Genomic DNA, 24450 nt, shown 5'->3' on the forward strand with positions numbered 1-24450 from the left:
GTTCTAAAATTTATAACATGATAAATAAAGCCCTTATTCATAATCACATCGATGAACTCTTTGGCCATGACATGCATGCTAAAAGGGTCACCTCACTTGCTAATGCCGCTCACGGAGTGATTGAAAAGGGGTCACTCGCTATTCATGCCATTGGCGCTGGCTTAGCCCAAGCCAATAAACTTAAGCGTAAGTCTGCTATTAAACAAGTAGACCGATTACTCAGTAATACAAAGTTAAACGTCTGGCAATTACTGGACTCCTGGGGGCCTTATATTATCGGTGCACGCAAAGAGATAGTGGTCTCTCTCGATTGGACTGAATTTGATTCAGACGACCATTCAACCATCGTACTGAGTATGCAAACAACCCATGGACGTAACACGCCACTGCTATGGAAAACCCATCGTAAACATGCTTTAAAAGGTAATAGAAACAACCATGAAGATGAGTTGTTGGTTAAGTTAAGGTCGATCGTTGCAGAGGATGTTAAAGTGACAATTGTTGCTGATAGAGGCTTTAGTGATACGGCACTATTTAACTTCATTGAACATGAGCTGGGTTTTGACTTCATCATTAGAATTAAGGCTAATATCAAAGTCACCGATGCGGTAGGAGAGCTGTTTCCAGTAAAGGACTGGCTATTACCCAGCGGCATAACAAGAACCCTTAAGGACGTTCAAATAACGGGTAATAAGCAAGCAGTCGCTCGGGTCATTTGCACCAAGAAAAAAGGCATGAAAGAAGCTTGGTATTTAGCATCAAGTCGACGTGACCTAGTGAGTAGCAAGATGTTGACTTTATATGGGAAACGTTGGGGGATAGAGACGACTTTTCGTGACATTAAAGACTATCGTTTTGGCATGGGGATGAGTGCCACCTACACGCGTTCCCCGGTACGTAGAGACCGGTTGTTTTTGCTAAGCGCCTTGGCGATAGGCTTGCTGACGCTACTAGGAAAAGCGGGCGAGGATGCTGACTTGGAAAAGACAATAAAGGCAAATACCAGTAAAACTCGCTCATACTCTCTGTTTCGCCAAGGTTGTATTTACTATGAACTGTTACCCACGATGCGAGAAGAGTGGGCAGAACCTCTAATGGATAATTTTTATCGTTACCTTAAAAACCAGCCTATTTACCGTTCAATTTTCGGGATTATTTAAAATTGAAAAATGAGGGGATCTCTAAGCCTGCTGGTATATTTAGTATCTTAAAATTAAATAAATTGACATCATATTGATATGTTCGTGACGCATCGGTATATATCAACTCAACATCGGCATGAAGATCAACCCATACTTGCGCACTATTAGTGAGAAGTTGTATACCTAAACCTGTATTACGATATGTAGCACTATCAAATATCACATGGCTTGTATTAAAATCACCTTCAATAATGGTTTGCTTATCAGCGGCCGTTAGTGATAGTCATCATCTTTGAGGGCTCTCACAGCCTAGTTTCAAGGACGACCACCCGCTCGAAATCGGCATTAGGAACATGATTTTGTCAAGTTAGGTTCAAAGAACGTCTCAATTACTATGCAAATAATTGAGATCGCGAGGGCTTAGGTGCCCCCGCGATTAAGAGTTAATGACTCACTTTGCTATGATCAATGTGTTATACGATGAATTTATTCAAAATATCAACTTGTTGTTGCACTATTGTCACTTGATTCTGCATTTCGCTTGTGGATTGTAGTGCTCGTCCTGACACTTCCTCAGAGATATTCCGTATATTAACGGTATTGATGTTTATTTCTCCAGCGACTTGACTCTGCTGCTCGGCAGCAGAAGCAATTTGTAAGTTCATATCATTGATTTCAAGAATGGCACTGCGAATTTTATTCAGTGCTTGATCCGCTTCATTGGCTTTTTCTACAGTTTCAGCGGCCAATATTTTACTTTGATTCATCACACTGGTTGCTTGGCTCGCCCCATCTTGCAGATGTTCAATCATATGACGAATTTCTGTTGTGGACTCTTGAGTACGCTGAGCTAAGATTCTAACTTCATCTGCTACCACAGCAAAACCACGACCAGATGCGCCTGCTCGAGCCGCTTCGATGGCAGCATTGAGTGCTAATAAGTTAGTTTGATCGGCGATACCGGTAATGACTGATACTATGGATTCAATGTTGTTGGTGGAATGAGTCAGCTCTTGCACCACAATCACCGCTTGATCTATGTGGCCTGATAACGAGTCGATAGCACCGGTGGTTTCGTTTATTACTTTAACACCATCGGTAGCTGCGGCATCGGCTTGTTGAGCCGAGATTGAAGCATTTTGCGCATTACCTGCTACATCGGATGAGGTTGTTGCCATCTCTTCCATCGCGGTGGCCAACTGTTCTACTTCCGCCAGTTGAGTAGCGATGTCAGAGGAGGAAAGTTCTGAGTCTTTGGCTGTTTTTTCAGTGCTGATGTGAATTTCATCACTCAGATCTTTGGTTTGAGTAATGAGGTTTCGCAACTTTTCAGTAAAAAGATTGAAATTAGCAGCCAATGCAGAAAATTCTTCATCACTATTAATGTCTAAATGGCGGGTTAAATCGCCTTGCCCGGAAGCTGCATCTTCCATAGCATGATTTAAAAGCGTGAGTGGTGTCATGAGTTTTTTTATTGTAAATATAAGAACAAGGATAGCAAGCACAACGGCAATCATAGTAAAAATAGCAGATGCGTTTCTTAGTTCGCTAATAGTTTGATGTGACTTATCGTAGTCAATAATGGTACCAACGTACCAGTCTTGAGACACAAGTGGAGCAAAAGTGACGTAGGATTGCTTGCCGTTTACATCGACGAGTTGAGTTGAGGCCTCGATCTTGGTATCACCAAGGAAGCTGCTTATATTTTTGCCTAATAAATTGCTATCAGGATGAAGGATGATATTTCCATTGGCCTCGACCAAAAAAGCATATCCGGTACCAAATAGTGACACTTGATCAATTATTTTATTTAACGTAGATAAGCTGACATCAAAAAAAATTGCACCAAAGAAACGACCATTGTCTAAAAGTGGGGAACCAACAGAGATTATCGAATCTTGTGTTTTGTCATCGATGTAAGGAGTCGTAATAATGGTTTTCCCTGTAACTTTTGCACCTTTATACCATGGTCGATTACGAGGTTCGTACTCAGGGCCTGGATGCCAACTAGGATCATTACTGATAACTGAACCATCAGATTCCATGCCTACACCGACAGTTATATATGAGTCTTTTATTTTTTGTTCCGTGATGATTGATATAGCATTTTGTGGTGAATAATTTTTGGTAATGAGCTCGCTCGTGTAGTCAGCTATGCTGATTTTTTCATTTAAATGAGCATCTACCGTCTGTATTAATCCTGAGATAATTTCATTAGTACTTCTTTGAATGATATTCTCAAGTTGGCTGTTGACCTGCCTTGATTGCCAGATTGACATGATGCTCATAGAGGCAAAGATGATAATGGATGAGGTTATTACAACCTTGGAGCTAAATTTCATAATATGGTCCTGATGGTATCTGTTTGGATGATAGACTTTACAATTCAATATATTTAGAGTTCTCTGGCTAAAAGAACGGTTTGTCACCACGCCCCTCTGTCACTTTTACTATCGCTGCTTTGTAGCCAAAAGTCGGTTTTAGACTTCTTTCAGCCCTCTCCTTAATAGGCAAGAAACTCTTATCTATAAGGGTATTTTCATAAGCGGATAAGGTTATTCGAGCCTCATGAAACCTTTATATCACTTGCTTAGCAGGGAATTGTTTCGTTTTTGTACGTCTCAAGGGGCTCTATTGCACAAATAGTTGATTTAACTGAGCTACTCTTTTTTTAGACGAGATCTCTCATAGAGTTCTCTGATTAGAAGCAAGGCTTACCGCCATCTTCTCCTGTCCCACTTGCTATAATCAGGCTTGTAGTGGTTCACTAAATTTGGCCACCTAATTAGAGGTGATATCATCACTTCTGTATTTATGAAGGTGACACAATGACCAAAAAGTCTAGGCCCACATTTAGCGCTGTATTTCGACTTGAGGCAGAGCCGTTAGTTGTTGACCCGAATTACTCAGTAACTGAAGCAGCTAAAGTAATGGGCGTAAGAAAATCTGGATGGATAAATGGGTTCGATAGCTTAAGCAAGAGCGTATGTTGCTTCTCCTAAAACTGCCCGATGACCCTAGAGCAGATTGAAATTCGTGAGCCAAATAAGAAAATTGACCGCCTTGGGAGAAACATCATCATCCTAAAAAGGGCTACAACTCTCTTGATATCAGACTCCCTGTGTTGCTGCTTTGTTGGTAGCAGCAGGTGTTAATCCCTTAGAAACTTCTTCAGGTAAAAATAGCGCCATAAATTAAACCGTGGAGACTCAAGAGAAGCCAATAATGCGTGATGTTCTGTAGCATTGATTAGGATGAGAAGTGACGCTCTAGCGAGAGCTATATACAGAGGAAAGAACTATAGAAGGACTATCGGTTAAAGAAATTCAGCGATGTTTGAAACGATATATTGTCAGAGAATTATTTCCGATTATATGCCGAAATCTAGCTAATTATTAACGGGTGTAGACATCGGAGCGTCAAGGCACCAACGGAGCATTTCTACGTCAGCTTTAATTACTTTAAGATTACCTCACGAGTCGACATAAAAACAAAGAAGCATTGGTCTTGTACCAATCAGTATTAAAGTAGCAAAACTCGTTTATGTCCACCTATAAAACGTAAGCATCGCCAATGAACAATTTAAACAGCGGCTAAAATCCCAAACATCAGAATAAATAAAAACACAAATAACCCTTAAAAACAATAAGATAAGTACATCAACAATGAGGTGTATTGATTCTTACTCTGGATTACCTAATGCCCCTCAACAATGCAAGCTTATTTTACCTACAAAATAACGACACATACAGATGGAATAAAAACAGATAATGTGTACAATTTATACCTCAATTGTACCCAACATTGCTTTGGTGGTGAAAAATGAATTCTGAGACGATTTTAGAAAAACAAGGCTCTGTGTGTATCGACGTTATCGGCACCAAAAAGAATACCGAATACGCTCATATACTTTCTAAGGATGCCTGCAAATTCTTAAGTGCACTAGTAACCCAATTCGCTGCGCGCCGTGATGAGCTATTGGACTTACGCGAAGTAAGGCAAGCCGAGTTTGATGGCGGCGCACTGCCTGGTTTTCGACAAGACACTCAACGGATCCGTGACGATAAAAGCTGGAAGGTCTCGTCCATTCCTGGCCCACTACAAGATCGTCGAGTCGAAATCACCGGGCCCGTCGATAGAAAAATGGTCATTAACGCCTTAAATTCCGATGCAAAAGTGTTTATGTGTTGTTTTGAAGATGCATCAGCCCCTTCATGGGACAATATGATCAATGGTCAGATCAACCTGCGAGATGCTAACAACAGGAGCATCAGCTATTACGATATGGACAAAAACAAGCATTACCAGCTCAATGATGATCCCGCTCTACTCATTGCACGCCCCCGAGGCATACACCTACCCGAGGAGCACATCCATTATAACGGCCGTGCCATTCCTGGTTGTTTGATGGATTTTGCACTTTACTTCTTCCATAATTATCAGACTCGTGCAAAACAAGGTCTGGGGGTGTATTACTACATACCTAAACTCGAAAGTATGGAAGAAGCCCAGTGGTGGGATGATATTTTCAGCTTTACCGAAGCCTATTTCGGCGTCAGTACAGGCACGATTCGAGCAACGATATTGATCGAAACGCTACCGGCTGTGTTCCAAATGGATGAGATCTTGTACGCGATGCGTGACCATATTGTTGCGATGAATTGTGGTCGATGGGATTACATTTTCAGCTACATAAAAACCTTAAAAAATCATCCCGACCGCATCCTACCCGACCGCCATGAAGTCGGTATGGATAAGGCATTTCTCAATGCATACAGCCAACTATTGGTGCGTACTTGTCACCAAAGAGGTGCACTGGCTATGGGTGGCATGTCTGCCTTTATTCCAAATAATGATCCCCAGATAATGCAAAATGTACTCGATAAGGTGGTAGAGGATAAGCGGCGGGAATCTAAAAACGGACACGACGGCACCTGGGTCGCTCATCCACACTTAGTGGCCACTGCGATGGATGTGTTTAACCAGCATCTTAAAGGTAAAGTAAACCAATTAGGTTTTGACTCTAGCGCCGTAGATGAAGTTAGCGCAGCACGCTTACTTGAGCCGTGTTCAGGCGGGCGTAACCAGGCTGGCGTGCGCAAAAACATCCGTATTGCGCTCTATTACATCGAGGCGTGGATCCAAGGAGTCGGCTGCGTGCCTATCTATGGCCTAATGGAAGATGCCGCAACCGCCGAGATCTCACGTGCGAGTATCTGGCAGTGGATCCATCATGGGGTGAAATTGGATGATGGACAAGTCTTCACCACAGCGCTATTTCGTACTTGGCTAACGCAGGAGCTGGACACCATCAAGGCTGAAGTCGGCGAAGCACGATTCGATAAGGGTCGGTTCCTTGAAACGGCTCGCCTCTTCGATGAGATATCGACGTCTGCCGAATTTGCGCCTTTCTTAACCTTGCCCAGCTATCCCTTACTATTAGGCGAGAACCTAAATCAGAAATAGGACAAAGATGAGTCGCAATGCCGACTTATCACTAGGCTTTATCACCTGACTCTTAGCTACTGGCTCTTAACAAGTAGAAAGGGAGCCAGGTGGCAAAGCCTGTAAACATGATTGCTCATTTAACCCTTTGCTATTTATCTTCACTTTGCTCCCGCCGACAAATGCAGTAAAATTAACTGCAAACGTATAATCACCGGCATTTCATCCTCTATTAAAGAGTCTGGTAACCTAATGACAAGTCCCCTTAAACCGGCACAAGTGAAACCCAAATCTAAGCTTGCTAATCAGACCTTGGATGACATCGTATACTGCCATATTTTTGATGCGATTCTAGAGCAGCGCCTACCGCCTAATACTAAGCTCAACGAAGAAGTGCTGAGCGACATATTTGATGTCAGCCGCACTATGGTGCGCCGCGCCTTGCTGCGATTATCTCTGGAGCAAGTTGTCGTCATCAGGCCCAACCGAGGTGCTATTGTTGCCGCTCCAACGGTAGAGGAAGCCAAGCAGATCTTCAAAGCCCGTGAAATCATGGAGTTGGCAATTACTGAGCTGGCAGTTGAACACGCCACCGCCGAACAGATAAAACAAGTTCGTCAGCTTGTCGCTGATGAGCTAAATGCTTTCGAGAAAGGCGACTTTGGTAGTGGTATCCGTTTATCCGGTGAGTTTCACTTACAACTTGCAGTAATGGCCAACAATACGCCCCTGTTTAACTTCCAACGCAGTCTTGTCTCACAGACATCTCTATTGATTGCTCAATATGAAGTGGGTAACCACATAAACTGCTCTCTGGATGAGCACACTGGGCTATTGGATGCCATTGAGGCTGGTGACAAAGACAAAGCCCTTTCTCTGATGCAGGAACATTTAAACCATATTCGCTCAAAACTAAATCTCGATGGTGAGCCTGTGTCTAAAGATCTGCATGTGGTGTTTTCCAGCTTCAACAATAAACACACAGGCAAGGCTAAGAGCAACAAGGGCTAGGGCTAAAGTTTAGATTCAGGCTTAGATTTAACTTAATGTAGATTCTGTCAGACTCACTATTGATAGAAATAAAAAAGGCCTCAAAGGCTAATGCCGATCATTTAGTGATTTATCGATCGGTTGACTGATCTTCTAGATGCTTCAGAATCCGAGTCCTATCTCTAGGTCTCGGATTTTTTATGCTAGTTTCCCAAGCTTTTGACATGATCAACCAACTCAAGCCCCATCAAGTTGAAACCCTCGCAGATTTACTCCCTCTGGAGTTGATAGAGGAAGCGTATTCATTAACTGAAACAGTCACGATTAGAAAACGTAAATTAACACTAGAGTCAATGGCTTGGCTTATTATTGGAATGGCTATCTATAATGATAAGTCGATGGCTCACATCATTAACATGCTCGATATCGTTGATAGAGAGGGCAAGCCATTTGTTGCTCCGAGCGCATTAACTCAACGACGAAAAAATCTCGGTGAAGCGGCAATGAAAGCTCTGTTTGAGTGCACTCAAGCTCACTGGAATCGTGAAGCTCTACATCCAAACTGGAATGGACTGACGTTACTGGGAGTCGATGGTGTAGTCTGGCGGGCGGAAGATACTCCCGATAATGCAGAAGCCTTTTCTCGACAAAAAGAGACTCAATATCCTCAAGTTCGTATGGTCTGCCAAATGGAATTGAGTAGCCATCTTATTACCGCCAGTGCTTTCGATGATTACGCCGTTAATGAGATGATTTTGGCCGAAAAGCTTATCGACTCCACACCGGATCATAGTCTGACATTGTTTGATCGAGGCTTTTATTCTCTAGGGCTACTTTATCAGTGGCAATCCACAGGTAACGAGCGACACTGGCTAATTCCGTTGAAAAAAAATGTCCAATATGAAGTGCTCCGCAGCTTGGGGCGCAACGATAAAATCGTTCAATTAAAAAGTAATCCACATGCCAGAAAACGATGGCCTGAGCTGCCTTATGAGCTGGAAGTTCGGCTGATAAGTCGAAAGATTAATGGCAAGGAATACTCGGTTTTGACATCAATGATAGATCCCATGCGTTATCCCGTTGCAGACATAGCTGACTTATACGTGCATCGATGGGAAATAGAATTAGGTTATCGAGAGCAAAAACAATACATGCTAGGTAATCGTTTAACGTTGAGAAGTCGACTGCCAGAGCTTGTAAAACAGGAGTTGTGGGGGATCTTACTCACCTACAATCTAGTGCGTTATCAGATGGTGAAAATGTGTCATCAACTCAAAGGGGATTATCTCCCTTATCAGTTGAGTTTTAATGGTTCTTTGGCTCATATTTTGAGGCTATTAGTGGGTTTGCCCTACTCGACACCAGGTGCAATTCCTCGTCAGCTTAAATATTTCTATGAAATGGCTGAAAGCCTGATTTTAGAGCCCCGACGAACTCGGTCTTTTCCTAGAACGGTCAAGCGCAGACCACAGAAATATGCCAGAAATAAAAAATGCCAGTAAGCTTAACTTACCGGCATTAGCCTCAAAGGCCTTTTTTATTATGACGTGCTCGAACCATGACAAGCGCACTTTCAAACGGTGATTTACATCTCCTGCAATCGAAACAGGGCTATCTTATTTATCTCAGTCAAAGCGGTACTGAATTCAGTTTCACTGTCATTATCTAAGCGCGTTTCGAACGACTCGAGGATTTGATGGCGATTCGCCCCTTTCACAGCCTTGATAAAAGGAAAGTTAAAACGACTCAGGTAGAGCTGGTTAAAATGTGTAAAGCGCTCAAACTCCTCTGCCGAACATAGGTCTATGCCCGCACCGGCTTGCTCCGAAGTCGATGCATGGGTCAACTCACCATTAATTGCTGCGCGTCCCGCAAGATCCGGGTGTGCATTGATCAAGGCTAATTGCTTACTCTTGTCAGCTGCCAGCAGCGTATCGGCCATACGCTGGTGCATAATATTGATGTTGTCTTCATTGCCGGATAAGCCGGCATCAAACACCCACTCTGCTACCCAAGGACTGTGTTCATACACATCTTTGAAGTGTGCCACAAATTCGCTTCGGTTCATTTTAGTGGGCTGACAATGTGAAAAGTGCGCCATGGTTACGCCTCCTTCATGCTTGGATGTGGATGATGCTGGTGCCAGTGTTTAGCAATATCGATACGGCGACACAGCCATACCTTGTCATGTTGCTTGACGTACTCGAGGAAGCGCTTGAGTGCAGCGATGCGCCCGGGTCGACCGATCAGGCGGCAATGTAAACCTATCGACATCATCTTAGGCGCCGTCGCTCCCTCTTCATATAAGGTGTCGAAGGAATCTTTTAAGTACTGATAAAACTGCTCACCCGAATTGAAGCCTTGCACAGTAGCAAAACGCATGTCATTGACGTCTAAGGTATAAGGGATCACTAGCTGCGGCTTGGGTCCCTCTTCATGCCAGTATGGCAGATCATCATCATAAGCATCTGAGTCATAGAGGAAACCGCCCTCTTCGGCCACAATTTTGCGTGTGTTGGGCCCAGTGCGCCCCGTATACCAGCCCAGTGGACGCTCACCTGTAATGCGCTCGATGATCTCAATCGCCTTATGCATATGATCCCGTTCTTCGGCATAATCCATATGTCGATAATCTATCCAGCGGTAACCGTGACTACAGATCTCATGTTTATCTTCCATCATGGCTCTCGCCACGTCCGGGTGACGCTCTAAGGCCATAGCAACGGCAAAAACAGTCAGCGGAATATCGAACTGCTTAAACAGACGCAGCACGCGCCAAACGCCGGCCCGGCTGCCGTATTCATAAACAGACTCCATACTCATATGGCGCTCACCCACATAAGGCTGTGCGCCGGGAAGCTCAGATAAAAAAGCTTCGGATTCTGAATCACCGTGTAACACACAACGCTCACCTCCCTCCTCATAATTGAGCACAAAGGAGACAGCAACACGCGCCTCTCCAGGCCAATGTGGGTGTGGAGGGACTGCGCCATAACCAATTAAGTTACGCGGATACTCATTATTCATTGAAGGACTCCTTATCTAACTTGATTGGTTAATTTTGTACCACGGATTGTACAAAATCAATAGATAAAATGTGTACAAAGAAACGAAATCAATAGTTAGAAACTAAATCGCAATGATTTATATAGAATAATCAATAACTAAAGAACAAACAACACAGTGCCCTTTAATGGTCACTGCACATTAATGGAACAAAAAAGCAAGCTACTAGACTTTACTATTAGGCCTAATTGTGTACATAGTTATGGTAACAAGTGAACAATGAATCGATAAATCGATAAATCTACAATTTGAGCTGGCCTTAGATGGCCATGGAATAGCTAACATCTTTCACTCAGGACTTGCTACTGAAGGCTGCTTGATATGGCCCTCCCAGAGAACAAAGACGAAGATAAATATAAGCTAAACCCATGTGAACAGCGGCAGAATACAAAACAGAATAAACACTAAAATAACAACAGATAAGCCCACTCTGACTGAGCTGGAGCCGGGCTAAGGAAGCATCAATGGAAACAGTATGGCTTAAAAACCCTCTCGCCATCTACACAGGCACAGATGAAGATGCCCGCGGTGGTGTAGTGGTAAGTGGCACTAAGATTATCGAAATAATAAAACAGGGAGCCGAACCCACCCAGAGAGTAGATGTTGTAGTGGATGCCAGCCAACATGTAGTTCTCCCAGGGTTAATTAATGCTCATCATCATTTCTATCAGACCCTGACACGTGCCTACCCCGACGCGCTCAATAAAGAGTTATTTCACTGGCTCAAGACCCTGTACCCCGTTTGGGCTGGGTTAGATGAGGAAATGATGAGCCTGGCTACCGAGGTCGCATTAGTCGAGATGATGATGTCAGGCTGTACTACGGCATCGGATCATCACTACTTGATCCCCACCGGCTTAGAACATGCCATAGATCTGCAAGTCGAGGTTGCCAATAAGCTGGATATGCGAGCTATTTTAACCCGCGGCTCAATGAGTCTTGGCGAAGATGACGGCGGCTTACCGCCACGCAATACCATTCAAACCGAACAGATCATAGTCGATGACAGCTTGCGTTTAATTCGTGAGTACCATCAGCGTGATGATGGTGCCATGATACAAATTGCTCTGGCTCCCTGCTCTCCCTTCTCGGTCACCACAGACCTTATGCGAGAAACGGCGCGCATCGCCAAAAATGAAAACGTCATGGTTCACACACACCTGTGTGAAACCATAGACGAGCAAGACTTCTGCCTCGAGCGCTTCGGCTATCGTCCGGTGGATTATCTCGAAGAGGTCGGCTGGTTAAATCAGCGCACTTGGTTGGCCCACGGTATTCACTTTAACGACGAAGAAATCAAACGTCTTGGTAAGGCACAAATTGGGATCAGTCACTGCCCAACATCCAATATGATGTTGGCCTCGGGCATATGTCGAAACAAGGAACTGGAAGCGGCAGGCGTAAAAGTCGGACTCGGCGTCGATGGTTCCGCCTCTAACGACGGCTCTAACATGATAGGCGAAGTTCGCATGGCCCTGTATCTACAGCGTCTGCGTTATGGCTCCGCCGATGTCACTCACTTTGACGCACTGAGATGGGCGACCCAAGGCTCGGCTCGCGCCATGGGCCGTGACGACATAGGCACCTTAGCCGTAGGCAAGCAAGCCGATATCGCCATGTTCAAACTCGATGAAATCCGCTTCTCTGGCTCCCACGATCCCCTGGCAGCGCTCATACTGTGCGGCGCACATAGTGCCGACAGAGTCATGATAGCCGGCAAGTGGCGTGTCCATGACGGCCAAGTTATCGGACTAGATCTGGAGCGACTCCTGTATAAACACCGCAACGCCGCCAAGCGCCTAGCAGAAAAAGCACTGGCACTAGGCTAGCTGGTTTATAGCGAATCTCGTTATAACCAAACTAGTGATAGCAAAGCTCGAGATCAACAGCAGTACAGCCGACGCATTTCTACTTTGAACAAGAAAATTGCGTCGGCCCTCTTTAACCGTGCCATATATGGACGCCCCAATCCGTGATACCAAAGGCCAGAAAAACACCCGCGAAACAAAAACCCTCAAGAAACATGCACCACATCAACCTTGGCGATAATAAATATCGCATTAAAAAATGCGTTAATAAATCATACTCAGGGGTCAAAATGAAAAACCTATTTAAAATCGCAACCATCAGCGCACTAGTCATGCTATCGGCGAATGCTATGGCAGAAGATGCCAACCAAGACTTCACCTGGACAGGCACCGTGCCAGCAGCAAGCGCAGGCGCGGGGATTAAAATCATAGCCACAGGTAGCGGCACCGCGCTCGACGCGGGCGTGTTCTCCTTAACAAAAACTGCAGACTACTCCCCAACTGCTGGTTACTTCGATATCACCTCGGCCAGCCTGCTTTCTTTCGACGTGGTTACCGATGACGCCAGTGAAGACCATGTTGATTATTACTACACCTTAACCAGCTCTACTTACACCTACGACGCAACTACTCGTGACGTCGATGTGCAGAGCAGTAGCACTGTAGGACTAACAGCTGACGGCGCACCTTTACAGCTAGATACAAAAACCACAACAGCAGCAATCACATCAACCACCCTTAGCTTGACCGGAAATCACCTGTTCATGTACGGTGATGAATACGTGTTCCAGTCAACCATGCTCATTACCGACCAAGCCATCTAACCCCTGAGCCCACGCTTAAATTCAAACCCAAGGCGGGCTCAGCTAACTAAGCCCGCCCGTAATTACACTCCCACCCCTACCGCAAACCACCACCCCTCGATTTACCACCCGCAAGCCAATAAACCAAAAGCCCAAAAAAAGCGGAAACCCGCAGAAAACACTAAACACCACAAACATCAGGCAAAATTCAGCCCCAGGGTGGACCAAATCAAATAATCATTAAGGAATGAAGATGGGAAACCTATTTAAAATTACAACCATCAGCGCGCCAGTCACGTTATCGGCGAGCATCATGACCGAAGGCGCCACTCAAGACCTTGCTTAGGCAGGTACCGTGCCTGCAGCAAGCGCAGGCGCAAGGATTAAAATCATAGCCACAGGCGGCGGCACCGCGCTCGACGCGGGCCAATTCACCCTAACAAAAACTGCAGATATTACCTTATCTCATGGGGCGTTCGATATAACCTCAGCCAGCCCACTTTCTTTTGACGTGGCTACCGATGACGCCAGTGAAGACCATGTTGATTATTACTACACCTTAACCAGCTCCGCTTACGCCTACAGCGGAGGTAGCTTTAACACTTTCAACGCCCCGGTAGGCCTGACGGCTGACCCCCCTTTTTTTTGCAGGATAATGTTAAAACGACAACCCCAGCGACCACATCAACCACCCTTAGCCTGACCGGAGTTACAAATTTCGCGTACGGTATCGAATACACGCTCCAGGCAACCATGCTAATTACCGACCAGGCTATCTAGCCTATTTTTTGCCTTTATCGCCACCTATAACCGCAAGCCAATAAACCAGAAAGCAATGCATCAAAAACAGAAACCCCCAAGAAACATACAGCACATCTGACATTGGCATAATAACTATCACATTTAGGATGTATCAATAAAACTATCACTTAGGATTAAAAATGAAAAACATATTTAAAATCACAACTGTCAGCGCGTTAGTCATGTTATCGGCGAACGCCATGGCGGTAGACGCCACTCAAGACTTTACCTGGACAGGTACAGTACCAGCAGACGTAACTAGCGGAATTAAAATTAAAGACCTCAGTAGCTCTACCACACTAGATTCCGGCGTATTCGAGCTAACTAAGGTGGATGATTTCAGCACTGGTAAGGGTAAATTCAATATCGTCTCGCCCAGCATATTGTCTTTTGACGTGGTTACCGATGACGCCAGCGAGAACCATGTCGATTACTACTACACTTTGACTGATTTTGTGTACAGCTCTAGCGACGGCCTCGCCAACGGCGCTAATATATCCTCCGTATACCTGACAGGGGTAGACCTTATGGCTGATGGCGCCCCTTTACAGGAAGACGTTAAAAGCCCGGTCGCGGCAACATCACCAACCGACCTCACGCTGGACGGATACGGCACATTCTCATACGGTGTTGAGTACTCAATCCAGGCAACCATGCTAATTACCGACCAGGCTATCTAGCCCTCTAAATCTACACTTAAATTGAAACCCAAGGCGGAGCCCAACCAATTGAGCCCGCCTTTTCGGCTCACCACCGAGAGCCCACCGTTAAAATACCAACAACAGCCACCGCTGCCTTACCTCTTTTCTTGCTTTTATTACCACCCACAACCGCAATTCAGTAAACCAAAAGTCACCCCCTCGAAAACAGAAACCCTCAAGAAACATACAAAGCACCCAGCATTGACATAATAAATATTACATTTAGAAGATTTTAATAAAGCTATCACTTATCACTTAGGAATGAAGATGAAAAACACGTTTAAACTCGCAACTATCAGCGCGCTAGTTATGCTATCGGCGAACGTCATGGCTGAAGATGCCACTCAAGACTTTACCTGGGCAGGCACCGTGCCAGCAGCAGGTGCGACTGACGGCATTAAAGTGATCAGAACAGGCGCGACGGAGTTTGATGCGGGGGTGTTCACCCTAAGCAATCCGGAAGTTTACGGCACCTCCGGTGACTACCTATGGTATGATATAGCCTCACCCAACACGCTATCTTTCGATGTGGTCACCGATAACGCTAGCGAGGACCATGTTGATTACTACTACACCCTGACAAGCTTTGCGTATAGCAGGCGCGCGTTAGACTCCCTCAAAGAGGTAACCAAGAACCAGGCGCAAAATGCGTGGGACCTGATAGCTAATGGCGCCACTTTAGAAAAAGAAGTCAAAACAACGGTACCAGCAACCGCGCCGACCAACCTCAGCATAGGCGGGCGCGGCATATACGTACCTGGCGAGGAGCACACATTCCAAGCAACGCTGCTCATTACCGACCTGGCTATCTAGCACTCAAAGCCTAGGTTAAACCCAAGGCGGGCTCGATTAATTGGGCTCGCCTTGGGTAATACTCAACACCCACCGCAAGCTGCCACACCCCTTTACCTTGCCAACCAACCAAAAGCCCCTCGAAAACGGAAACCCGCAGGAAACATCCCCCCCCCCCCCATAGCTTTAATATAATAAATATCACGCTCAGGATGTATCAATAAAGCCACCACTTATCAATCAGGATTAAAAATGAAAAACATATTTAAAATCGCAACCATCAGCGCGCTAGTTATGCTATCGGCTAATGCCATGGCTGAAGATGCCACTCAAGACTTTACCTGGACAGGTACAGTGCCAGCAGCAGATGCAACCGGCGGAATTAAAATCAAAGACCTCAGCAGCGGCGCTACATTCGACGCGGGCACGTTCACCCTAACAAAAGTCACAGACCGTACCGCAGATATCGGGATATTCAACATAACCTCAGCCAGCACACTTTCCTTTGATGTGGTTACCGATGACGCTAACGAAGACCATGTCGATTACTATTACACCCTGACCAGCTACCTAGCCCACAGGTCAGGCCGGGCAGGCACTCTTTATGATGCGACCTTCAATGCATCGCTGACTGCTAACGGCACCCCCCTGCAGGAAGGTATGAAAACCACGACACCAGCAACCGCGCCGACCAACCTCACCCTGGCCAACGCGGGTGAAAGGGAGTATTTGTATGGTGATGAATACACAATTCAAGCCACACTGCTAATCACTGACCAGGCTATCTAGCGCCCTAAATCCAGACTAAAACCTAAATTCAAATCCAAGGCGGAGCCCACGAATTGAGCCCGCCTTTAATAACACCCAACTCCCACCGCAAACTACCAGGCTCCTTTACCTTACCACCCACAATTCAATAAACCAGAAGCCACCCCCTCGAAAGCAGAAACCCTCACACTTAACCGTGCCACCCATGATATAAAATCACCAAGCAACTAGGTGAACGCATTATGTCAATTCGACTGCCTTAGCCTTAAAAATACTGATTTTGAAGGGGGAATTTAAGTTTAACTAGAATCACTACTGAAACCCCTTGCTCAACCGGATATCAAGGCAGCAGAATCTAATCCACTTAGAAATGGGATTAGATTACTTTGAATAGGAATGTAAGGGTAATTAGCTAGCTAATAAATGCAGGCATGATCGACTGTAGTGCCGCCTTCTCTTGATGCTGGTGAAATCTGACGTTTCGGCTGCTTTAGCTATTTGCACCCAAATAGGCCTATCTATCCATGAAATAATGGTCAACATAAGTCATACAGGCCAATATCGCAGCTTCATCTAGTAATGCTTGGCTCTTTATAAAACAAGTAGGTGCAACGCCCTTCCCAGAATCGTCCTGTACAATTATCCTCTCTATTGGCCCTACGCGCGATAGGCTCATTCAGCGCCCTCAACTCTTTATTGGCAAGAGTCAGCTGATGTCACCGAGTCTGCATCTGTAGTCGGCTATCGAATGTTTTAACTGTGCAATTTCAACACTCTCTATGATTTCACCTTTAACAAACTTTTGCGTGATATCAGTCCCTTTAAACAACCGGTGCCAGCGCTCTACAACCTCCTTGTCCGACAGCATATTGGCTTGGTAGATATCAACACTCAACACAACATGCACATAGTTAGACATCACTGCATAGGCTACTATATCAATAGAAAACACCTCTGACAGCTTCAGTAACTGAGCTTCAGCCCAGCCCAGCCACGCCTATGGTCACAGTTCTTTCCGGAAAATTTATCATCACCGCAGAGAAAAGCGCGTCTTATCACGCGCGAACAGCAATGATATACTGGAGTGTCTTCTAAACTCACCAAACTTCACCTTGAACGGGGCATAGCAACCTCTCACCACAACTCAACACCTAAAGCTTAGTTAAACAAGCCTGCATACGCCAACTAACATGTGTGGCACCGTTAATCACCCCGTCTTTTCCTTACCTTTTCTTACCAGTCGTAACTCGTATCCTAATAAACCAAACCCCACCCCGCGAAAACAGAAACCCTCAAGAAACAAAAAAACCACAAGCGACAGGTATTCTTCAACTCCAGGGTGGACCCAATTAAAAAATCATTAAGGAATGAAGATGAAAAACCTATTTAAAATCGCAACCATCAGCGCGCTAGTTGCGTTATCGGCGAATGCCATGGCAGAAGATGCCAACCAAGACTTTACCTGGACAGGTACAGTGCCAGCAGCAGATGCAGGCACAGGGATTAAAATCAAAGACCTCACCAGCGGCACCACGTTCGACGCCGGCGCGTTCACCCTGACCAAGACAGCAGAACACAGCAGCCCTGAGGTAGGGTATTTCGAGATAGCTTCAGCCAACACACTGTCTTTCGACGTGGTTACCGATGACGCTAACGAAGACCATGTCGATTATTACTACACCATGACAAACATTTCGTTCAAAAGGGGGGAGATAGGTACTTCTCCGGTCATGTTTAAGATAACACCGACAGCTAACGGCCTCCCCTTGCAGCTAGATGTAAAAAGCGCAGCAGCGTCCGCGCCGACTGACCTGACACTGACCAGCGGCACCGGCCCTTACTACTACGGTCAACAGTACTCATACCAGGTAACCATGTTAATTACCGACCAGGCTATCTAGCACTCAAAGTCTAGGTTAAGACCTAAATTCAAACCCAAGGCAGAGCTCGACGAATCGAGCCCTGCCTTTCGCCCCCCCCCCAAAAAAAACTCATCACTCGAGAAATCACCACTAAAAACATCAACAGCAGCCACCGCTATCCAGCCTATTTTTTTGCCTTTGTTGCCACCTATAACCGCAAGCCAACAGACTAGAAAGTAGCACCTAGAAAGTAGAAACTAACAGGAAACATACCCCTCTCATAACCTAGGCATAATAAATGTTCAAATTTAAGATGCATCAAAAAACTATCACTTATCACTTATCACTTATCACTTATCACTTATCACTTATCACTTATCACTTAGGATTAAAAATGAAAAACATATTTAAAATCGCAACCATCAGCGCGCTAGTGATGTTATCGGCAAACGCCATGGCGGAAGACGCCAGCCAAGACTTTACCTGGACAGGTACCGTACCAGCAGCAAGCGCAGGCGCAGGCGCAGGGATTAAAATCATAGCCACAGGTAGCGGCACCGCACTCGACGCGGGCATATTCAGTCTGACCAAGACGGGAGATTACGACGCGGAAGCCGGGAAGTTTGACATAAGCTCGGCCAGCCTACTTTCTTTTGACGTGGTTACCGATGATGCTAGCGAGGACCATGTTGATTACTACTACACCATGACCAGTTTCTCATACACCTACAGAGGCTTCACTTTTTACGCGCCTAAGGGGACCCTCGAGACTATAGACCTAACAGCTGACGGCACCCCTCTACAGCTCGACACAAAAACCACAACAGCAGCAACCGCGTCGACCATCCTCACCCTGACCGGAAATGGTGCATTTGTATACGGTGATGAGTACGCAATCACCGCAACCATGCTGATCACCGACCAGGCTATCTAACGCTCGAAATCTAGGTTAAGACCTAAATTCAAACCCAAGGCAGAGCTCGACGAATCGAGCCCCGCCTTTAATCATACTCCCACCGCAAACTGCCACACCCTTTGCTTTACCACTCGCAACCCAATAAACCCAAAGCCACCCCCTCGAAAACGGACCCCCCCCAAGAAACACACAGAGCGTCTAACACTGGCATGATAAACATTAGATTTAGGATATATTAACAAAACCATCACTTATCGCTTAGGATTAAAAATGAAAAACATATTTAAAATCGCAACCATCAGCGCATTAGTCATGCTATCGGCGAACGCCACGGCGGAAGAAGCCAACCAAGACTTTACCTGGACAGGTACTGTACCAGCAGCAAACGCAGGCACAGGGATTAAAATTAAAGACCTCACCAGCGGCGCCACAATCGACGCAGGTAATTTCACCCTAGTCAAAGCGGGAGGTTACAACACGCTGAAGGGCTATTTCGATATAGTCACAGCCAGCACACTGTCTTTCGATGTGGTTACCGATGATGCTAGCGAGGACCATGTCGATTATTACTTCACCTTAACCCAACTTCAAGTAGGCAGTACAGGGGCATTCAGAAATGTAGACGGCACCATCTACGGCGACATAGACCTGGCGGCTAATGGCATCCCTTTACTGAAAGATAAAAAAACCACAACTGCAGCAACTGCAGCGACCGACCTCACCGTGTCCGGAGGCGCCCTCTACTTTTACGGCGATAATGCCATGATCATAGCAACCATGCTCATTACCGATCAAGCTATCTAGCGCTCAAAATCCGGGTTAAGACCTAAATTCAAATCCAAGGCGAGGCTCGACGAATCGAGTTCCGCCTTTAATTATACTCCCACCGCAAACTGCCACATCCTTTGCTTTACCACCCGCAATCCAACAGACAAAAAGTAACCTTTCGAAAAAATACCCGCAGGAAACATACCCCCCCCCACAGCCTTAAAATAATAAACATTAGATTTTAGGATGCATTAACAAAACCATCACTTATCACTTAGGATTAAAAATGAAAAACATATTTAAAATCGCAACCATCAGCGCGCTAGTCATGTTATCGGCAAACACCATGGCTGAAGATGCTAACCAAGACTTTACCTGGACAGGCACCGTACCCGCAGCAGGCGCAGGCACTGGGATTAAAATCATAAGCGCAGGTAGCGGCGCCGCATTCGACGCGGGCGAGTTCACCCTCACAAAAGTCTCAGATGACACAGGTTCAGCCGGGATGTTCGCTATAACCTCGGCCAACACACTTTCTTTCGACGTGGTTAGAGATGATGCCAGCGAAGAGCATGTCGATTACTACTACACCCTGACCAACTTCCTAGCCGTCTCTTCGCATAACCCAAGTAATTTTTTTAACGCGAACAACAGGTCATCATTGACCGCTAACGGCATCCCTCTACAGAAAGATATAAAAACCACGACAGCAGCAACCACATTGACCAACCTCACCCTTACCCAAAAGGGGGTCAGCAGTCAATATGCTTATGGTACAGAGTTCACATTCCGAGCAACCTTACTCATTACCGACCAAGCCATCTAGCGCTCAAAGCTTAGGTTAAGACCTAAGTTAAAATCCAAGGCGGGGCTCGACTAATTGAGCCCGCCTTTAATTATACTCAACCCCCACCGCAAACTGCCACACCCTTTGCTTTACCACCCGCAATCCAATAAACCAAAAGCCAAGCTCTCGAAAGTAGAAACCCTCAGGAAACATGCCCCTCTCATAGCCTCGGCATAATAAGGATTGCATTTAGAATGCGTTAATAAAACTATCACTTATCACTTATCACTTATCACTTATCACTTATCACTTATCACTTATCACTTATCACTTAGGATTAAAAATGAAAAACCTATTTAAAATCGCAACCATCAGCGCGCTAGTTGCGTTATCGGCGAATGCCATGGCAGAAGATGCCAACCAAGACTTTACCTGGACAGGTACCGTACCCGCAGCAAGCGCAGGCGCGGGGATTAAAATCATAGCCACAGGTAGCAGCACCGCGCTCGACGCGGGCCAATTCACCCTAACAAAAACTGCAGACCGCAACTCAGCTACTGGTTACTTCGATATCACCTCGGCCAGCACATTGTCTTTTGACGTGGTTACCGATGACGCCAGTGAAGACCATGTCGATTATTACTACACTATGACCAACTTCACATACACCAACAGCTCAAACACTTACCCCGTCTCCGGCGACGGCTTCTTCAGCAGCGTAGACCTGACGGCTGACGGCGCACCTTTACAGCAAGACAAAAAAACCACAACAGCAGCAACCACATCAACCACTCTTAGCTTGACCGGAAATAAACTTTTCACTTACGATGAAGAGTACGTGTTCCAGGCAACCATGCTCATTACCGACCAGGCCATCTAACCCTCCAACCTACACTTAAATTCAAACCCAAGGCGGGCTCAGCTAACTGAGCCCGCCCGTAATTACACTCCCACCCCTACCGCAAACCGCCACCCCTCGACTTACCACCCGCAAGCCAATAAACCAAAAGCCCAAAAAAAAGCGGAAACCCGCAGAAAACACTAAACACCACAAACATCAGGCAAAATTCAACTCCAGGGTGGACCAAGTTAAATAATCATTAAGGAATGAAGATGGGAAACCTATTTAAAATTACAACCATCAGCGCGCCAGTCACGTTATCGGCGAACATCATGACCGAAGGCGCCACTCAAGACCCTGCTTAGGCAGGTACCGTGCCTGCAGCAAGCGCAGGCGCGAGGATTAAAATCATAGCCACAGGTAGCGGCGCCGCGCTCGACGCGGGCGTGTTCTCCTTAACAAAAACTGCAGACTACACCTCAGCTATTGGTTACTTCGATATCACCTCAGCCAGCCCACTTTCTTTCGACGTGGTTACCGATGACGCCAGTGAAGACCATGTTGATTACTACTACACCATGACCAATTTCACATACACCTACCTCTCAACTACTCGTGACGTCAGTGGGCAGAGCCTCAGCACCGCAGAACTGACAGCTGACGGCGCACCTTTACAGCTAGGCACAAAAACCACAACAGCAGCAATCACATCAACCACCCTTAGCTTGACCGGAAATCACCCATTCACTTACGGTGATGAATACGCGTTCCAGGCAACCATGCCCATTACCGACCAAGCTATCTAGCGACCGAAATCCAGGTTAAGACCTGGATTCAAACCCAAACCCAAACCCAAGGTGGAGCTCGACTAATTGGGCCCGCCTTTCAACTGACAACCAAGAGCTCACAGTTGAAAAATCAACAACCACCGCAACTTCACCTCTATACTTTGCCTTTACGACCACCTATAACCGCAACCCAACAAACCAAAGGCAACCCACCCAAAAAAGGATACCCGCAGGAAACATCCCCCCCCCTATTTTTTGCATCAGCTTATGACCCTGTCCTCCGCTGAATTCATTGTATTTAGGCCCACCGACACTATCTTCTACGCAGATCTCAGGCTTCGACACACCATCCTCGGCACTAACTTCGTTCTTCGACAACGCCCTGCAGTGCAACCCACAACAGCGGTCACATCTATTCCCGCCAGTTTTTTTTGCGCAGCAAGATAGAAAAACCTGAACGATTGCCCCCACTTCCTCCGCTCTCCCTTTTTTTAAAAGCTGGAACAATTAAAAAAATAAATAATCACACTAAGCCACCAACAAGAAAAAGAAAATACATACTCGTCAAATAAATGCCACCATATTTATGTATCTTAAGCGTATCTAAAATTTTGTTTATGAATTATAAATAGATCGATAGCGACAAGTAATGTTGAATTAAACGAATAACTTATGGGTGAACTATGAAAAATATTATTCTACTAATAGCCGTTTTTTTTATCGCGGTGGCACAGGGCGATAACAGTAAGCAAGTTGTTTTTCAATGGACCGGTAAGGTTCCAATGGCTGATGAATGGCATTCAAAACCCCTAGATATCACGGAGCAAGCTTGGCAAAAAGGATTAAACCTAGACACTAGATTTATCACCAGTAAAAATCAGGCCGAAATCACCAGACACATAATGACAAGTTTAGAGCAGGGGATTGATAAGGATAGGTTTACGCTAGTTGGCTACCACGCAAGTGCCAAAACCTATAAGTTGATCATTGAACCCAAAATATGAATACACATAAATTATTTATAAGTCGATGATTATAACCCTTAATTAATTCATATATAAATAAGAGCGGAAACAGACTTATACAGCTTGGTATTAGACTAGCGCTATAAATCAGGTAAAAGTCACAAAATAAAAATCAGGCAATAAAAAACCGGCCAATAACTGACGTCATTGACCGGTTTTACTGCAAGCTAGATATAAGCTAGACATAATCTTAATATTGAAACTTTATTTAACAGGTAGGTTTAGCTTCTCTTTCGGATAAATGTACTTGTTGTTATCTATTCTGGTTTTAATCCAAGGGTTGAGCTCAGTCAAAGCATCGAGTGTTATGCAGTGTTCATGAGCAATGAGAGTTAACCAAGCCCCCTTTACAATCACATGAGTCTCAAGATTCGCCGCATTTAAGTCTGCTGCCCCTTGCGCATTTAACACAGATTTACAGCCTTGATAGTCATTAAACCTCTTCGCTAAATGACAGTTATTAGGCTCATACACCTGACCGATATTATCCAAATCAGACATGGCTATGGTGGTTCTGCACGTTTCAGCTGAAACCAATGGCAAAGCCACGACTGGAGCCTTAACGACGGCAGCAGGCTGAGTCACGATAGGAACTGGCTCATCAGAGAAGTCATAGTTAGACACATGCTGGTACTTTTTTGACTGACCAAACAAGTATTGCACGCCTATGGCTAAAGTATAACTGTCGCCGCGCGCTTCACTTATTGGCTGTTGATACCAGCGATAACCTAAGTTCACTTCCCAGGATGGGGTCACCTGATACTTAACACCTAACCCAGCAAACAGACCATCTCCTTCATCGCGATAACCCAGCTCAGAGTACAAAGCATAGCCTTCCCCTAAGGAAAACTTTGGTCGCATAAAGGCTTCGACAGCCTCAGAATTGGCCACACCGTCATGTAAACTACTCACGGCTACGCCTAAATCTAGATACTGATTGAGACGGTAGCCGGTACCGGCGCGCCAATACAGATTGCTCTCTTCAGCTTCTTTACTTAGACCTAGGCCAGCAGTGCCTTCGATAAACCAGCCACGAACCTGCTGAGCTGGACCGCTGTCATTTGAGCTCATATCATTCTGGGCTAACGCCTGAGATGCGAGCCCACCCAAACTCACAAGCAGCAGTGCTGCTAAGCTATTATTCATA

At 45.6% G+C, this 24450-nt stretch carries 21 protein-coding genes and 1 pseudogene; 17 read left to right on the forward strand and 5 right to left on the reverse strand.

All coding sequences use genetic code 11. From position 1 onward, the window contains the following. Window positions 1-17: 17 nt before the first annotated feature. Window positions 18-1160 (forward strand): IS4 family transposase, encoded by a 1143-nt coding sequence (locus sps_RS19480; RefSeq protein ID WP_077751384.1) that lies wholly within the window; start codon window positions 18-20, stop codon window positions 1158-1160. A 455-nt stretch (window positions 1161-1615) separates the two neighbouring features. On the opposite strand, the gene sps_RS19490 is transcribed toward sps_RS19480, so the two are convergent. Continuing rightward, complete coding sequence (locus tag sps_RS19490; RefSeq protein ID WP_077754022.1) at window positions 1616-3484, reverse strand: methyl-accepting chemotaxis protein; 1869 nt, start codon at window positions 3482-3484, stop codon at window positions 1616-1618. 1480 nt (window positions 3485-4964) lie between these two features. Here sps_RS19490 and aceB point away from each other — a divergent pair. From aceB to sps_RS19510, 3 genes are all read left to right on the forward strand, one after another. Then, window positions 4965-6608: a malate synthase A gene (gene aceB / locus sps_RS19500; protein ID WP_077754023.1), complete on the forward strand. Its 1644-nt coding sequence runs from the start codon at window positions 4965-4967 to the stop codon at window positions 6606-6608. A gap of 231 nt (window positions 6609-6839) precedes the next feature. Next, window positions 6840-7598, forward strand: a complete 759-nt coding sequence (locus tag sps_RS19505; protein ID WP_077754024.1) for a GntR family transcriptional regulator — start codon at window positions 6840-6842, stop codon at window positions 7596-7598. A gap of 179 nt (window positions 7599-7777) precedes the next feature. After that, window positions 7778-9079 (forward strand): IS4 family transposase, encoded by a 1302-nt coding sequence (locus tag sps_RS19510; RefSeq protein WP_077754025.1) that lies wholly within the window; start codon window positions 7778-7780, stop codon window positions 9077-9079. A gap of 83 nt (window positions 9080-9162) precedes the next feature. Here sps_RS19510 and uraD read toward each other — a convergent pair whose 3' ends face one another. Next, window positions 9163-9678, reverse strand: a complete 516-nt coding sequence (gene uraD, locus sps_RS19515) for a 2-oxo-4-hydroxy-4-carboxy-5-ureidoimidazoline decarboxylase (RefSeq protein WP_077754026.1) — start codon at window positions 9676-9678, stop codon at window positions 9163-9165. Window positions 9679-9680: 2 nt separating this feature from the next. Beyond that, window positions 9681-10604, reverse strand: a complete 924-nt coding sequence (gene puuE, locus sps_RS19520; protein ID WP_077754027.1) for an allantoinase PuuE — start codon at window positions 10602-10604, stop codon at window positions 9681-9683. Window positions 10605-11107: 503 nt separating this feature from the next. Between puuE and sps_RS19525 the strand changes: the two genes are divergently transcribed. The 6 genes from sps_RS19525 to sps_RS19550 all read left to right on the forward strand — a co-directional run bounded on the left by sps_RS19525 (window position 11108) and on the right by sps_RS19550 (window position 16337). After that, window positions 11108-12472 (forward strand): 8-oxoguanine deaminase, encoded by a 1365-nt coding sequence (locus sps_RS19525; RefSeq protein WP_077754028.1) that lies wholly within the window; start codon window positions 11108-11110, stop codon window positions 12470-12472. A gap of 269 nt (window positions 12473-12741) precedes the next feature. Next, on the forward strand, window positions 12742-13275 hold the full coding sequence (locus sps_RS19530) for a hypothetical protein (RefSeq protein ID WP_077754029.1): 534 nt from the start codon (window positions 12742-12744) through the stop codon (window positions 13273-13275). Between the two features lie 334 nt (window positions 13276-13609). Continuing rightward, window positions 13610-13957 carry a hypothetical protein gene (locus sps_RS19535; RefSeq protein ID WP_077754030.1) on the forward strand — a complete coding sequence of 116 codons (348 nt, stop codon included), beginning with the start codon at window positions 13610-13612 and terminating at the stop codon, window positions 13955-13957. 238 nt (window positions 13958-14195) lie between these two features. Beyond that, on the forward strand, window positions 14196-14735 hold the full coding sequence (locus sps_RS19540) for a hypothetical protein (RefSeq protein WP_077754031.1): 540 nt from the start codon (window positions 14196-14198) through the stop codon (window positions 14733-14735). Window positions 14736-15023: 288 nt separating this feature from the next. Further along, on the forward strand, window positions 15024-15569 hold the full coding sequence (locus sps_RS19545; RefSeq protein ID WP_077754032.1) for a hypothetical protein: 546 nt from the start codon (window positions 15024-15026) through the stop codon (window positions 15567-15569). Window positions 15570-15800: 231 nt separating this feature from the next. Next, window positions 15801-16337, forward strand: coding sequence for a hypothetical protein (locus sps_RS19550; RefSeq protein WP_077754033.1), 537 nt, complete (start codon window positions 15801-15803; stop codon window positions 16335-16337). A gap of 429 nt (window positions 16338-16766) precedes the next feature. Here the strand turns inward: sps_RS19550 and sps_RS28950 are convergent. Next, window positions 16767-17420, reverse strand: a pseudogene (locus sps_RS28950) (transposase); the annotation flags it as partial. 269 nt (window positions 17421-17689) lie between these two features. On the opposite strand from sps_RS28950, the gene sps_RS19560 reads away from it, so the two are divergent. From sps_RS19560 to sps_RS19595, 7 genes are all read left to right on the forward strand, one after another. Further along, complete coding sequence (locus sps_RS19560; protein ID WP_077754034.1) at window positions 17690-18217, forward strand: hypothetical protein; 528 nt, start codon at window positions 17690-17692, stop codon at window positions 18215-18217. Between the two features lie 355 nt (window positions 18218-18572). Beyond that, a complete protein-coding gene (locus sps_RS19565; protein WP_149027312.1) occupies window positions 18573-19112 on the forward strand; it encodes a hypothetical protein in 540 nt (179 codons plus the stop codon). A gap of 252 nt (window positions 19113-19364) precedes the next feature. Then, window positions 19365-19898 carry a hypothetical protein gene (locus sps_RS19570; protein ID WP_077754036.1) on the forward strand — a complete coding sequence of 178 codons (534 nt, stop codon included), beginning with the start codon at window positions 19365-19367 and terminating at the stop codon, window positions 19896-19898. A 250-nt stretch (window positions 19899-20148) separates the two neighbouring features. Continuing rightward, entirely contained in the window at window positions 20149-20688 is a 540-nt protein-coding gene (locus tag sps_RS19575) for a hypothetical protein (protein ID WP_077754037.1), read from the forward strand. A 304-nt stretch (window positions 20689-20992) separates the two neighbouring features. Beyond that, entirely contained in the window at window positions 20993-21529 is a 537-nt protein-coding gene (locus sps_RS19580; protein WP_077754038.1) for a hypothetical protein, read from the forward strand. Between the two features lie 335 nt (window positions 21530-21864). Next, entirely contained in the window at window positions 21865-22296 is a 432-nt protein-coding gene (locus sps_RS19585; RefSeq protein ID WP_077754039.1) for a hypothetical protein, read from the forward strand. Window positions 22297-22961: 665 nt separating this feature from the next. Beyond that, window positions 22962-23282, forward strand: coding sequence for a hypothetical protein (locus tag sps_RS19595; protein WP_077754041.1), 321 nt, complete (start codon window positions 22962-22964; stop codon window positions 23280-23282). 225 nt (window positions 23283-23507) lie between these two features. On the opposite strand, the gene sps_RS19600 is transcribed toward sps_RS19595, so the two are convergent. Beyond that, on the reverse strand, window positions 23508-24449 hold the full coding sequence (locus sps_RS19600; protein ID WP_077754042.1) for a porin family protein: 942 nt from the start codon (window positions 24447-24449) through the stop codon (window positions 23508-23510). Window position 24450: the final 1 nt, after the last annotated feature.

The organism is Shewanella psychrophila (assembly GCF_002005305.1).
GTDB classification, from domain to species: domain Bacteria; phylum Pseudomonadota; class Gammaproteobacteria; order Enterobacterales; family Shewanellaceae; genus Shewanella; species Shewanella psychrophila.